Here is a 15,489-nt window from a genome sequence, read left to right as displayed (position 1 = left end):
GAGGCAAGTTCCTGTGAAAATGCGAAAAAAATGGCTTTCCTTATTTCTTGTCGTCAACATCTTCATGACCATCGTGCCAATTGTCCATGCAGAAGGCGGCAAGATCGACTTATGGGTCGAAAACGCCTTAAAAAATGTGTACCGGAACAGCACCATTCCCGAGCTTCCTGATACAAGCATCAACATCGTTTCGGCCAAAAACGAATATGAAAGCGCACAAATTGCCCTACGCAGCGATACGGAGTTTGAGATTACTGTAGTCGAGTTTACCGACCTTACAGCAGCAGACAATAAGATTATCGAAGGCAACAATCTGAGCTATCATTTTGAGGAATACGAGCTGACGGATACGGTGAAGCAGAATCCCTTCTTCCCTGACAGGGAAGGGAATCTGATCTATCCGCAATCGGAACTGCCTGACCCGCTGTCCAATGAATCTTCCATACAGGTTGCGGCAAATTCCACGCAGCCGATTTTTATAACGAACTATGTGCCGGCCTCCGCAGGACCCGGGGATTATGAAGGCACGATTACTGTGAAAACGACTCTGGGAGACTATGCCGTGCCGATCCGCGTCGAAGTAGCCGATGTTGAGATTCCTAAAACTTCAGAAGCTAATTTCGTCAATTATCAATGGACCATGACAAATGGCTTCACATGGGACGGATTTTCGTGGGATGGGACCGAAACTCCCCTGTATGACGCCGGCGAAAACTACTACGGCGTAGAGACATACAGCGATGAATGGTTCGATTTGGTGGACCGTTTCGCTAAAGTGATGACGGATTACCGTCAGAATATGATCTGGGTCCGGACGGACCTGCTGCTTCAAGCGAAAGGAACCTATCTGTCCGCATTTACAGACGGCATTCCCGAGAACATTGACTGGTCTTTGTTTGATCGGTATGTTCAGACCTTTATTGACAGAGGTGTCACCGACTTTGCCAACAACCACCTGATCCATCCGCTCAACAAAATGCCTGCGAACGAAAAACCGGATGCGTCATGGAATACGAATTTGCCTGACGCGCTGCCGGAGACGGACAAGTTTCTGAAAAACTATCTGACAGCCTTGCACGATCATTTGGAAGAAAAGGGATGGTTGAACGAAGACGGAATAACCTGGTATCAGCATATCCGGGATGAGCCGTCCGGAGATGACGCCAGAAACTATTGGACCTATGTGGCCCGTAAAGTAAAAGAAATTATTCCGGACTTTAAAACAATGGACGCGGATCCCGACGGGATTCTAATGAACGACACAACCAAGCCGTATGTGGACGTGTGGGTGCCGCTCACCCCGGCATTTCAGGCGAAGAAAGACTTGTATAAGGCGGAGCAGACTGCCGGTAAAGACATGTGGGTCTATACATGCGAAGTGAACCAGCCGCCGTGGCTGAACCGGTTGTGGACGCAGCCTACTTTAACGGGCAGACTGCTATTCTGGAATCTGAGCCAAGACGGCGTCACCGGTCATTTGCATTGGGCGTGGAACGCGTGGTACGTCGGAAGTTGGTATGGCGATTCTACCATCGTATATCCCGACAAGGATCATATGACTGTAAAAAGCTCGCTGCGCTATGAAGCCCAGAGAGACGGGATTGAAGAATATGAGCTCATGTACAAAATCAAGCAAACGAATCCCGAGCTGGCTAAACGCATTGCCGACAGCGCAGTAAATCCGGAAGATCCGAGAAAATATACCCTCGATCCGGACTATATCAAGCTGCTCCACGATTATATGGTCAAAGCGGCAGCCGGCGAGGACGCAGGCGGAATTCCGGCATCCACCAGTCCTTATGACGGACAGGCAACGACGCTCACTTACATGACCGACAATACAAGCAGCGATATCAGCTTCTCGGGCAGCTGGTTCGAGAAAAGCAGGCAATTCGCTTATCTGGGCAGCGTCAAATCCACAACAGCCGCCGGCAGCTCGCTCGAGTATGAATTCACCGGAACGGGTATCGACGTCATCGTCGAGAAGAACGACGGCGCCGGCCGGTTATCCATTTCCATCGACGGCTCGGAACCGGTCATTGTGGATGCCTATGAGAAAGTCCCGCACGATTATTTCACCATTTACAATAACCGCAATCTATCGATTGGCAAGCATACGGTCAAGATCGTGAATCTGGACGGTAAAACGCTGAGCTTTGACGGATTCCGGGTGCAGATGTACGAGGGGCAGCAACTCTACGATGCTTCTTTGAAAAGCTTGGAATTAACGAATGCGCCTTTGTTTAACTTCAGGGGCAGTATCACCAATTACCAAATTATGCTTCCTGAAGACGCCGGTGCCATCTCTATAACTCCAACACTTATGGACGAGGCTGGTTCCATTACGATCAACGGCAAGAGCATCGAGAACGGTATGGTGGCAGCAGCCGAGATACCAGTCGGTAAGAGCAGGATTACAATCCGGTCAACTGCCAGCGACGGTAAGACGGCCAAGGTGTACACCTTGAATTTCTTGAAGGGCAATAAGAATGAAGTCGGCGCTAACGTTGCGAGAGATTATTCCGAAATTACCGCATCGGCCGCACGTTCGGGTGACCAGGGCGTTACTTACGGTCCGCAGAAAATGGCGGATGGCAGCTACGGCACCATGTACGCCAGCTTGCAGGGCTATAACGATACCCATCCGTTTCCGCATGAGATTGTCATGACATGGAATGAACCGCAAGCTTTCAATACGATCGTCATGGCCACCCCGTCCGGCCTCATCCAGGGGATTACCGATATTGACGTTCAGGTATCGACGGACGGAACGAGCTGGGAAACGGTCGCGCAGAGGGTTCCGCTCACTTGGAAGAGCAACAAGGACGACGGCGTGATGGAACATACTTATGCCAATATTCCCGCGGTAAGCGGCGTGCTGAAGATGAGAGTGCAGATTAATGACGCTTATTATATATCTTGGAATATGTACGCCGTTTACGAGCTTGAGCTGTACAGTCTCCCGGATAACGGAGAAATAGACGTTCAAGTGACGAGGGACGTTGCATTGTCCGCGTTGGAATTGAAAGCTCTGAACAGCGGGCAGCCGATAGATCTATCCTTTGATCCCAGTGTCAAAGAATACGCAGTAAGGTTAGGTCTGGAAACGGAACAAATCGCGATTACGCCAACGCTTAAGAATAACTACGGAACGTTGGAGATTGGCGGAGTTCCCATGACACCCGGGCAAACCGCGATCGCCACAATCCCCGAAGGCTTGAATACCTTGACGGTGAAAGCGATTGGCGACCAAGGAGCAGTCAAGGAATACAATATCGCCATCAAGCGCATCGATAATCTCGCGGCAAAAGCGTCGTCCATCTCCTTGGACAAACCGATGGAAGGATCGACAGATGCCGCCTATCTCAACGATGAGGATTATACGACCGTATTTACAAATGGCAGCTTTAACACGGTCGATGAATTCCAATTCCCGCACACGATCGACCTAAAGTGGGATTCGCCGCAGTCCTTTAATACGTTCGCCTTAATCGTGCCGGACGGAGCGGTGGACCATAAGCCTTCCACCATAGCGCTAAAGGTGAAGAAGGAAGGTCAGGAGGATTGGACCCAGATTCTCCATGACAATTATACGTGGACAGAAAACGGCGATACCGTGTATTGGCCTCTGTATGAAGGACTGAATCCGGACAAGGAAGGCGGGTACTATTACGAGAGACTCCCAATCCTTGCACAGGAAGGCATTACCGAGATGCAGATCGTCATTTATGCAGGCAGATTCTACAGCACGCCCTACTATTACGAAATCAACGATGTGGAGATTGCGAATATCGCAACCGGGGGGCAGATCGAAATCGAAGTGACGGACAACGGAGGCAATGAAGACGATATTAATGTTATCGCAGCCGGCATAACGTCGATTGCCGCTCCGGCGAAAGATGCCAAGAAACTAACACTGCCGACTGTACCGGATGGATATACCATTGCAATCAAGAGCTCAAGCAATACGCGAGTCATTAAAACGAACGGGAAAATTAATCCGCCGAAGATAGAAACGACCGTGACGCTCGTATTGGAAGTCACTCGAACATCCGACGGTGCCCAAGCGAGTACAGGAGAGATTTCGGTTGTCGTACCGTCTAAGAAATGAAGCAAAAATGGCGGGAACGGTAATACCGGAGAAAATTCCGGCGGCAATTGAATAAATAGGGCTGTGTGATTAATGATGGTGCGATGGAGGTGCATGCGATTGTATGCACCTCTTTATTTTAGAGACAAAAGTAAACGAATTCGAAGTCTAATTCAAACTTTGTGAGAAGCGTTTCGAGAATCGAGACAGAAGTAAACAAATTCGAAGTCTATATGTGACTTTTCTTGACGTTATCTGTTTTATGATTAGAGCACAGAAAGTAATGATTTTGTAAATGACCAAGGAGGGCTCCAAATGAACAAACGAAAAATCTTCATGCTCCTGCTGCTGGCCTGTTCGCTCTTTTTATCCGCTTGCTCGGGCGGAAACAAGGCGGAAAACGGCGGCATTCAGGGAAATCAAGAAAAAAGCGATACGCAAGCAAACCAGAACAATACGGCTGCGGCGGCGGATACTGATCCGTACAAAATGCCGGAACCCGTGGACACGTCATTCGTCTTGAGGGTGAATCCGGACCTGAAGCTGCCGGAAGGGGATACGGTGGAAAATAACCTGTTCACCCGTTACATCTCCGAACAGACCAACATCAATTTCAAGCTGCTCTGGTATGCTTCCAACACCGATTACGACCAGAAATCAAAGCTATCCATTGCCAGCAACGATCTTCCCGATGCAATGGTGGTCGACGAGAAGCAATTCCGTGCGATGGCGGAAGGCGGACAACTGGAAGATTTGACAGAAGTGTATAAGAAATATGCGTCCGACGAGGTCAGAAAATATTACGACTCGACTGATGGAAGGGCTTTGGAGCAAGCGACTATCGACGGAAAGCTGATGGCCCTGCCGAACATCGTTCCGCAAGCCGACACGTACGTGTTGACATGGGTGCGCAAAGACTGGCTCGACAAGCTCGGCCTTTCCGAACCGAAGACGCTCGAAGACGTAGAGAAAATTACGGAAGCTTTTATCAAAAACGACCCGGACGGCAATGGACAAGCGGATACCGTCGGTTTGACGGGCAACAATTCGACGATCACGCAATGGTATGGTCATGATTTCCGGGCGATCTTCAATTATTACAACGCCCATCCGGGCACCTGGTATAAAGACGCTTCGGGCAAGCTGGTTTACGGCTCAACGACGCCGGAAGCGAAGCAGGCGCTCATCAAAGCGAATGAGCTTTACGAGAAGGGGCTCGTCGATAAAGAATTTGCGGTTCGCAAGGATCCGTCGGAGCTCGTCAACAGCGGTAAAGCAGGCATATTCTTTCAAGCTTGGTGGGTTCCGTTCGGTCTTACGGACTCGATCAAGAATGATCCGAAGGCGGATTGGAAGGCCTACGCGATTCCAGGTGCAAACGGTAAAGTAAACGTTACGTATGTGGCGACGAGCAATGCGTTCCTTGTGGTGAAGAAAGGCTACAAACATCCGGAAGCGCTTATGAAGTTTTTGAACTTCCAGACACGATTCGGCAAATCGCCGACCGAGGACGATCTTAAAATCGACCACACGCAGTACGTCTCCATTATGCCTCTGTCGCTCAACATCGATTATACGGATACGGCGACGCAAAAACACGACATGCTGATGAAGGCGCTGAACAGCGAAATTACGCCGGAACAGCTGACACCGGAGATGAAAGGACACTACGAGCGCTGGCAGCGGGTGCTGCAATCGAACGGGAAGCCGGATCCGGCCGACTGGGGCGCGCCTTATTCTTATATTTATGGAATCGGAGCGATCCCGAAGGCCGAGGATCAGAACATCGTATACCCGGCCTATACGGCCACGACGCCTACGATGGACAAGAAGTGGTCCAATCTGCAGAAGCTTGAGGATGAAATGTTCTTCCAAATCGTCCTTGGAGAAAAACCGATCGATACGTTCGATCAATTCGTAGCTGACTGGAAGGCGCAGGGCGGCGACGACATTACGAAGGAAATTGAAGCTGAGCTTCAAAGATAATCGCTTTATAGGTATGGAAACGGCACTGTTTCCGGCTGAAGCAGTGCCGCATTCATTCTCAGCTTAAAGAGGAGGGATCAAAGCATGCGGTATCGATCGCTGCAAAAACATTATCATATCATGCTTTTTCCCGGAATCATCCTGCTGTTCATTTTCAGCATCGTCCCGATGTTCGGAACGCTCATCGCCTTCCAGGATTTCAAAATCGGCCTGGGCATTTGGAGGTCGCCGTGGGTAGGCCTGGAAAACTTCAGCTACATGTTTGAGCTTCCCGACAGCAGGCGGATTTTCACCAATACGATCTTTCTGGCTACCGCCAAAATTGTGGCAAACCTCACTATTCCGCTTATTTTCGCCATTATGCTGAACGAGCTCCGCAAACAAAAATTCAAAAGAGCCGTGCAGACAATCGTTTATTTGCCCCACTTTTTGTCTTGGGTCATTTTATCGAGTGTCATCAGCGATTTGCTGCTGCTGAACGGGCCTGTGAATCATTTGTTTGAAGCGTTCGGCTTCGAGCCGGTTATGTTTTTGGCCAGCAACAAATGGTTTCCTTATATTGTCGTCTTCTCGGATGTATGGAAGGAATTTGGCTTTAACGCCATCATCTACTTGGCTGCACTTGCCGGCGTCAATCCATCGCTTTTCGAAGCGGCGGGAATGGACGGCGCAACGCGGCTGCAGCAAATATGGCACGTTACGCTTCCTTCGCTTAGACCGACAATTGTCCTGCTTGCGACACTTGCCATAGGCAACGTTCTGAATGCTGGATTCGACCAAATTTTGAATATGTACAGTCCGCTCGTCTACGAATCGGGAGACGTTATCGATACATACGTTTATCGGGCCGGCATTCTGGATGGCCAATACGGCCTCGCAACAGCGGTCGGATTGTTGAAATCGGTTATCGCTTTTGTCCTTATTATGACGTCGTACCAGCTAGCCAATCGTTTCGCGAATTATCGTATTTTTTAAGCCAATGCTTCCGAAGCGAGTTTTGTTGCGACGAGGTACCCTAAGAAGCATTGCTCCACAAAACTTTTAGGAAGTGATGAAATTGGTACGCAGCAGAACGATCGGTTCTTCCGTTTCCACGGCGGCGCTTTATGCGGCGATGGCCTGTATTGCGCTTCTATCGCTCGCTCCAATCTGGTATACAACGGCGATTTCGTTCAGCGACAAGGCGGCTGCGGCTGCAGGCAGCGTAACGTTTTGGCCGCAGGATTTCAATCTGGTCTCTTATGCAACGATTTTAGGCGATCCAACGTTTCTTGGCGCATTCTGGATTTCAGTCAAGCGTGTGCTTCTGGGCGGCGCTATCAATTTTGTTATAACGGTGCTTATGGCTTATCCGTTATCCAAAGAAAACCGCGAATTCCGTTTCCGGTCCGCATATATGTGGCTACTCGTCTTTACGATGCTATTCAGCGGAGGAACGATACCGCTTTACATCGTCGTCAAGGAGCTTGGGCTTTTCAACTCGATCTGGTCGCTTGTGCTGCCTTCGGCGGTTCCGGTATTCAATATTATGCTGCTGCTCAATTTTTTCCGGAGCATCCCGAAGGAGCTGAACGAAGCGGCCGAAATCGACGGGGCCGGCCCGTGGTATATGCTGCTAAAGGTATATCTGCCATTATCGCTGCCGGCGCTTGCCACCGTGACGCTGTTCAGCGTTGTCAACCACTGGAATGCGTTCTTCGACGGGATGATCTATATGCGCAGCGTCGATAACTATCCGCTGCAAACCTATATCCAGCAGCTTGTCGTGCAGGTGAACATGCAGGATATCTCCGGCGATCCGAATAAGCTCGACCTGATTGCGAAGATGTCCAACAAGACGCTCAACGCAGCCAAAATCGTCATTTCGATGCTGCCTATTCTAGCCATCTATCCGTTTTTGCAAAAATATTTCATCCACGGCATTATGCTCGGATCGGTAAAAGAGTGATACGGCAATCGGAATAAGTGAATTGATTATGGGAGGGTAACGATGTTGAAATCCATGAAAAACGGCATTGTCAGTCCGAACGGTAGTCCGAACGGTAGGAATACGAAAATACGGCTTCGTAAGTTTTGTTTTACGCTGCTCGCAGTGTCATTGAGCTTGCTCTCATTCCCTTATTCCCCGCTGGCTAACGCAGAGCCGGACGGGACCGAACAGGCGTTGGTAAGTACCGGTGTAAATCCGGTTCCCGAGGTGGTTCCTTCCTTGCGTGAATGGAACGGCGGAACCGGCTCGTTCTCCTTAGAGGTAAAATCGCAGGTGGTTGTCGATTCGGTTTATGCGGATCAACTGCAGGATGACGCGGAGGTGTTCGTGGACGATCTGGAAACGATGTCGGGGATGAGGTTGTCTATCAAAGTCTCGCAAGAGCCAAAGCCAGGGGACTTGTTTCTGACACTGGACGAATCCGTTAAAAAGGATGAAGGCTACGCGCTGAACATAGAGGATGGCATTACGATTCAGGGCAAGACCGACACGGGTGTCTTCTACGGCTTGCAGACCGTGCTGCAGATTTTGAAGCAGGATCCCGCTCACCGTTCATTGCCCCGCGGCACCGCAAACGATTATCCGGACACGGGCTTCCGCTCGTTCATGATCGATTCGGGGCATACGTTTGCCACGCTAGGATACATCGAGCAGATGATACGGCAAATCGCTTGGCATAAGTTGAACACGCTGCACATTCATTTCACCGACGCAGAAGGCTTTCGCCTGGAGAGCGATACGTACCCCGGGCTTGCTTCGGAGGGTCAGTCGTACAGCAAGGCGGATATCCGGGAGATGCAGGATCTGGCGAAGAAGTATCACATCACGATCATTCCGGAAATTGACGTTCCCGGCCATGCCACCGCGATGATCAATTACAATCCGAATCTCAAATTTCCTACCGGAGATCATTTCGATACGGGATGGACGATTGATATCACGAGAGAGGAAAACCGGGAATGGGTGAAAGGGCTGCTTAAGGAGTTTCTTCCACTGTTTGACGGGCCGATCTTCCATATCGGAGGCGATGAGTATCAGACGGATGCGAAGACCGCCCTCAGTCCGGAGATTATCCAATATGCCAATGATCGTGGCTTCAAGAAACGGGCCGACGTGTTCGTTGATTTCACCAATGAGATAAACGACCTTGTGAAATCGTACGGAAAACGTACGATGATCTGGAACTGGTGGGATATAGAACAAGAGAATGACCTGCAACCGGATAAGGACATCATCGTCGAAGCTTGGCGCGGCTCACCGCTTAAATATACGGAGATGGGTTACGACGTCGTGAACTCCGACGAAGTCGTACTTTATACGGGACCTACAGACCCGCCGGGATATCCGACGGACTCCAACCGCGTCTATAAAACTTGGACGATACCGCAGGATCCGAAGCTGATCGGTTTCAGTCTCTCCAACTGGACGGGAGGATGGATGGGACCGCGTCTGTCGGACGATTATTTCGAATGGTTTAACCGTCGGCCGAGGGAAGCGATGGCTGAACGAATCTGGGGTGGGCCATTATCTGCGACAACAGCCGACTTCGAATCCCGCGTCGACCGGATCGGAACGGCTCCGGGCATCCCGGAATATGCGCCATACGGAGGCGAGAAGCTGACGGGCACGCCGTTCGGGACAGCGCCCGGTTACGATGGCAGCAGTACGTATGATAAGGCTTTTGACGGCGAACCCGGCACCTTTTTCGATTACGTAAACCCGAATGACGGTTATACGGGAATCGATCTGGGCGAAGGGAACGCCAAGACGGTAAATAAAATCCGCTTCCTGCCGAGGCTCGATTATACGGCCCGGGTAACGGGCGGCAAATTCCAAGGCTCGAACGAAGGTCCGGATAAAGGATTCGTCGATCTCTTTACTGTCAATTGGACGGCTGACAACGGCTGGACGGAGGTGCCGGTGAAGGATGCGACCCCTTACCGCTTTCTGCGTTATGTAAGCCCGGATAACGGCTATACCAATATGGCGGAAGTCGAGTTCTATACGGCTTCGCCGAATAATGCCAAAGTTTCCGCCAATGCGGTTATTCAAGCTCATGAATACAGCGATAAAAAAGGCGGCATCCAGTTGGAAAATGACATCTCGCCGGACAATACATCCATTGGGAACATCAAGGCGGGCAGCTGGGTCAAGTATGACCGCGTCGATTTCAACGGCGGCTTTTACGATTCCTTTATGGCTTCGATCGCTTTTGACGGTGATACCGGCGATCAGCCGATCGAAATACGGCTAGACGCGGCGGACGGCCGCCTGATCGGCGTATTGAATCCTCAGTCGACCGGCGGCGGTAACATATTCCAAGAGCAGTACGCTTCTGTATCCTATGTTTCGGGCATTCACGATTTATATTTGGTTTTCCCGTCCGAAACGAATCTGTACTTGAATTGGTTCGTATTCGGAACGAATTCTGACGAAGAGTCGGCTGAGGCGAAGGAACGAAGAACGCAATGGTATACAAACGCGCGCTTCGGAGGCTTATTCCGCTTTGGCGCTTTCACCCAGCTGGCCGGCACTTACAACGGACAGACGCAGGAGCAGGCGGCCGGAGAACTGATTATGAACTGGGCGGACATTTCGAAAGAAGATTATCTTAATCTGGCGGCCAAACCGTTCAATCCGACTTCGTTCGACGCGCAGAAGTGGGTGGCCGCGGCGAAAGCGGCCGGTGAGAAATATATCGTCGTAACCGCTAAAGACCGCGACGGTTTCAGCATGTACGATACGAAGGTGAACGTTTTCAGTGATTTTAGCATTATGGGAACGAGTGCTTACGGTAAAGAGAAGGATAACAAAGATCCGGTCGCCGCATTAGCGGCCGAAAGCAAGAAGCAAGGACTGAAATTCGGCATCTATTATTCGATCTCCGACTGGTATCACCAGTCTCAAACGCGCAATGCCGACGGCACAACAACGATGGCAGACGGAGCGAAGGATACGTATGTGTCGGAAATGAAAGAGCAGCTTCGCGAACTGATCGAGAATGTGAGTCCCGACCTGATTTGGTTCGACGGCTCGGACGGCGGTTGGTGGACGGAGGATGACGCGAAATCGTTATATAAATATGTCCGCACCTTGAAATCGGGAATCGTCGTAAGCAGCGGTATCGGCGGCGGTATTGGTGACTTCAATACAGAGGAGCAAAGTGATTCTACGGCGGAGCTTCCGAAAGAAAACCGGATCCCGTTGAATGACAGCTACGGCTATGTGTCGTATGACAGCAGCTGGAAATCGGCCGGAGGCATCGTAAACGACTTGGCTGAAGCCGTATCCGCAGGAGGGAACCTGCTGCTCGGTGCAGGTCCGAAGCCGGACGGCACGCTGCCGGAAGAAAGCGAAACGGTGTTGAAGCAAATCGGGGATTGGTTGAGCTTGAACGGCGACAGTATCTATGACGCTAAGGCGAGTGTTTATACGGAGACCCAGTCCTGGGGGGACGCGACTTCCAAGCGCGGCAAGCTGTACTTGCATGTGGCGAAATGGCCGGCAGACGGACAGCTTATTATTCCGTCCCTGCTGAATGAAATCGTCCGGATCTATCCGATTAATGACGAGTCTACCGAATATACGTATACCGTGGATGGCGAGCAAACGGTCATTTCTGTGCCGCTCGAGGCACCGGATACTTCCGATTCGGTCATTGTACTCAACGTGGACGGAATACCGCAGGCGATGCCGGGCATTCCGCTGCTCGGAGAGGCGTACGGCAAGGAGCCGACCTATGATCCATACAGCACGTTCGATAAAGTGTTTGACGGAAAAATTAACACCTACTATGACTATCTCGGACCAAGCGACGGCTACGCCGGACTCGATCTCGGCGAAGGAAATGCGCAGCAGGTGACGTATATCCGCTTCTATCCTCGCATCTACTTTGAAGGACGGATGCTTGGCGGTAAATTCCAGGGCTCAAACGAAGGGCCGGACGAGGGGTTTGTCGATCTCGCAACCATCAATACCGTTCCGCTGTCGACATGGAACAATATTAAGGTGGATAATCCGGGTACGTACCGCTGGATCCGTTATGTAAGTCCGGCCAATGGGTATACGAACGTGGCCGAAGTTCAATTTTACGGTGAATAAAGGTGAGAGGAGTATGGACATGAAGCAGTTAACGGTTGCTTTAATCGGGGCAGGCCTTCGCGGCGGTGTCTATACAGGCTACGGCCTGAAGAACGGGCATGAGATGAAACTGGTTGCAGTCGCCGATCCGAATAGGGATCGGGTAGACGGATTTAAGCGACTGCACGGACTAACGGAGGAACAGTGCTTCGGCGACTGGCGGGAATTTCTTTCCCGCCCGAAGCTTGCCGATGCCGTCATTATTTGCACGCAGGACAACATGCACTTCGAGCCGACGATGCGCGCGCTGGAGGCGGGTTATCATGTGCTGCTCGAAAAACCGATGTCTCCGAGTTTGGAAGAATGCATCCGGATGAAGGAGCAGGCGGACAAATATGGCCGGGTGCTAACGATCTGCCACGTCCTGCGGTATACACCGTTTTTCCGGACGCTCAAACAGCTGCTTGAAGACGGCGTCATCGGCCGCCTGATGTCCATCCAGCATAACGAAAATGTCGGGTACTGGCATCAAGCGCACAGCTTCGTAAGAGGAAACTGGCGCGATTCGAAAACGTCAAGCCCGATGATATTGGCAAAGTCATGTCATGACTTGGATATTTTGCTATGGCTGGCAGGCGATGATTGCGTAAGCATTTCCTCCTTCGGAGCGCTGTCTCACTTTAAGGCCGATCAAGCGCCGGCCGGCGCTCCGGAGCGTTGTCTCGACGGCTGCCCGGTTGCGGACGAATGTCCTTACTATGCTCCAAAATGGTATTTAACCTCTGATCCGGGGTGGCTGGCACAGGCGATGAGCGACGATTTGAGCTATGAGGCCCGGTACAAAGCGCTGCAGGAAGGGCCTTACGGACGATGCGTTTATCATTGCGACAACGACGTTGTCGACCATCAGGTAGTCAACATGGAATTCGCGAACGAAGTGACGGCCATGTTTTCGATGAGCGCCTTTACGGATGAGTGTACCAGGACCATTAAGCTGCTTGGCACGACCGGTGAAATCCGCGGAGCTATGGAGAAGAATGAAATCGAAATCGTCCATTTTGGTACGGGCAAGCGCGAAGTGATTACGCTTGGCGATCCGGGCGGGCACGTCGGGCACGGTGGCGGCGATTACGGGCTTATGAAAGATTTTCTGCGCGTCATCCGCAGCAGCGGGCAATCCGAAGTGTTGACTTCGGCCGCGAAATCCGTGCAAAGCCATATGATGGCATTCGCCGCGGAGCGGTCGCGACTCGAGAAGCGTGTCATCGATATGAAGAAGTTTTCGGAAACCCATTCAATTATTGATGAAGGCATTCCGGATATTACCGCGTAAGGGAGGCATCATCCATATGAGATTTCGGCAGGTTCATCTTGATTTCCATACGTCAGAAGCGATATCGTGCATCGGCGGCTCTTTTTCCAAGCATCAATTCCAGGAAATGCTTAAGCTTGGGCATGTCGATTCCATCACCGTATTTTCCAAGTGCCACCATGGCTGGGCTTATCATCCGTCCAAGGTAAACGAAATGCACCCAGGCTTGAAATTCGATCTGCTCGGGGCAATGATCGAAGCGGCGCACGAAATTGACGTCAAAACGCCGGTATATTTATCGGCTGGTTTGGATGAGAAGCTTTCGAGGCGCCGCGTTGACTGGCTGAGCCGCGATATTGACGACCGGACATACAGTTTTATGCAGCCCGGTTATCATGGTTTTTGCATGAATACGCCATATCTCGGCGTACTGGTTAACCAGGTGGAGGAAGTTGTTCGGAACTACGATGCTGATGGGATTTTCCTGGACATTGTCGGGGTACAGATGTGCTACTGTCAGTATTGCGTATCGTCGCTTCGTGAACAGGGGCTGGACCCGCGGGATGAAATGGCGGTTAAAATGCTGGGTGAGCAGGTTTACGCAAATTATACGGGCAGGATCAAGGAAGCCGTTCATGCAATCAAGCCCGGAATGAATATTTTCCATAACGGCGGTCATATTAGGCGCGGACGGCGGGATTTGGCGGGGATGAACACGCATCTGGAGTTGGAGTCGTTACCGACAGGCGGCTGGGGATACGACCATTTTCCGTTGTCCGCACGGTATTCGCAGACGCTCGGCATGCCTTTTCTCGGCATGACCGGCAAGTTTCATACGACGTGGGGGGAGTTCGGCGGCTATAAGCATCCGAATGCGCTGCGGTATGAAACCGCGCTCAACATCGCAAATGGAGCGAGGTGCTCGATCGGCGATCAGCTCCATCCTGCTGGTGTTATGGATGAAGCGACGTACCGGTTGATCGGAGCCGCATACGACGAAGTGGAGCGTAAGGAGCTTTGGTGTTCAGATACGCAAAATGTTGCCGACGTCGCCCTGTTGTCACTCGAAGCAGTTACGTTGGGAAAGAGATTTGGCAATGACGGCATGAATGGCGATCCGGACACAGGCGCAGCGAGGATGCTGCTGGAAGGTAAAATTCTGTATGACGTCATTGATATGGAAGCGGATTTTTCAGTATACAAGCTGCTTATTTTACCTGATGAGGTGACGCTGAACGCTTCGCTTGCCTTGAAGCTGAACGATTTCTTCAAGCAGGGCGGGAAGGTTTTGGCTACCGGGCGTTCCGGCCTGAATGAAACGGGAGATGCATTCGCCATCGACCTTGGCGTCAACTGGGAGGGAAGGAATGAATATAGTCCGGATTACTTCCGTCCGCATGTTGATATTCCGCCGCTAGGCAAAGCGGCATTCGTCTTTTACGGCCAAGGACAGAAGGTATCATTAAAAGGCGGGAAGGAGCTTGGTGCGCGTGAAAATCCATACTTCAACCGGGATGTCTTTACGTTCTGCTCGCACCAGCATGCGCCTTCCTCCGGCAAATATGGCGGACCCGGCATGATTGAAAGCGATAATGGCATGTATATCGCTTGGAACGTATTTGAGGATTACGCCTCCAAGGGCAGCCTTATTTTGAAAGAAACGGTTTTGTATGCTTTGAATAGGCTGCTGCCTGATAGGACGCTTCGTACGAACCTGCCTGCGCAAGGCATTGTGACCCTGCAGCGGCAGGCCGGATCAAGCCGGTATGTCAACCATCTGCTCTATGCCGTCCCGGTTCGCCGCGGCAAAAGCATTGAAGTCATTGAGGATATCGTGCCAATCTACGACGTACAGGTGCAGGTTCGGCTGCGGGAGACCGCCAAACACGTCTATCTCGCGCCGCAGATGATGCCGCTGGCCTTCGAGCAGCATGATAATACGGTGAACTATACGGTACCGAAGCTCGATTGTCATCAGATGATCGTCATTGATGTATAAGTTCGTTCATTCGAGAAGGGAACGGTCGATAT

General features: G+C 51.2%; 7 protein-coding genes. All 7 read left to right on the top strand.

Features of this window, described 5'->3' with window-relative positions; translation table 11 throughout:
• Positions 1 to 19 precede the first annotated feature (19 nt).
• The 7 genes from DFP97_RS09485 to DFP97_RS09455 all read left to right on the top strand — a co-directional run bounded on the left by DFP97_RS09485 (position 20) and on the right by DFP97_RS09455 (position 15,457).
• Positions 20 to 4,111, top strand: coding sequence for a glycoside hydrolase domain-containing protein (locus DFP97_RS09485; protein WP_245976072.1), 4,092 nt, complete (start codon positions 20 to 22; stop codon positions 4,109 to 4,111).
• 294 nt (positions 4,112 to 4,405) lie between these two features.
• Positions 4,406 to 6,076 carry an extracellular solute-binding protein gene (locus DFP97_RS09480; protein WP_114379757.1) on the top strand — a complete coding sequence of 557 codons (1,671 nt, stop codon included), beginning with the start codon at positions 4,406 to 4,408 and terminating at the stop codon, positions 6,074 to 6,076.
• 84 nt (positions 6,077 to 6,160) lie between these two features.
• Positions 6,161 to 7,051, top strand: a complete 891-nt coding sequence (locus DFP97_RS09475) for an ABC transporter permease (RefSeq protein WP_114379756.1) — start codon at positions 6,161 to 6,163, stop codon at positions 7,049 to 7,051.
• Positions 7,052 to 7,133: 82 nt separating this feature from the next.
• The gene (locus DFP97_RS09470) at positions 7,134 to 8,024 is read left to right on the top strand and encodes a carbohydrate ABC transporter permease (RefSeq protein ID WP_114379755.1); all 891 of its coding nucleotides are present in this window, start codon (positions 7,134 to 7,136) and stop codon (positions 8,022 to 8,024) included.
• Between the two features lie 42 nt (positions 8,025 to 8,066).
• Positions 8,067 to 12,167 carry an alpha-L-fucosidase gene (locus DFP97_RS09465; protein WP_114379754.1) on the top strand — a complete coding sequence of 1,367 codons (4,101 nt, stop codon included), beginning with the start codon at positions 8,067 to 8,069 and terminating at the stop codon, positions 12,165 to 12,167.
• A 19-nt stretch (positions 12,168 to 12,186) separates the two neighbouring features.
• On the top strand, positions 12,187 to 13,479 hold the full coding sequence (locus DFP97_RS09460; protein WP_114379753.1) for a Gfo/Idh/MocA family protein: 1,293 nt from the start codon (positions 12,187 to 12,189) through the stop codon (positions 13,477 to 13,479).
• Between the two features lie 16 nt (positions 13,480 to 13,495).
• Positions 13,496 to 15,457, top strand: a complete 1,962-nt coding sequence (locus tag DFP97_RS09455; protein WP_114379752.1) for a beta-galactosidase trimerization domain-containing protein — start codon at positions 13,496 to 13,498, stop codon at positions 15,455 to 15,457.
• Positions 15,458 to 15,489 lie beyond the last annotated feature (32 nt).

Source organism: Paenibacillus prosopidis, from assembly GCF_003337375.1.
Taxonomy (GTDB): Bacteria; Bacillota; Bacilli; order Paenibacillales; family Paenibacillaceae; genus Pristimantibacillus; species Pristimantibacillus prosopidis.
This window is presented reverse-complemented; position numbering and strand designations above follow the sequence as displayed.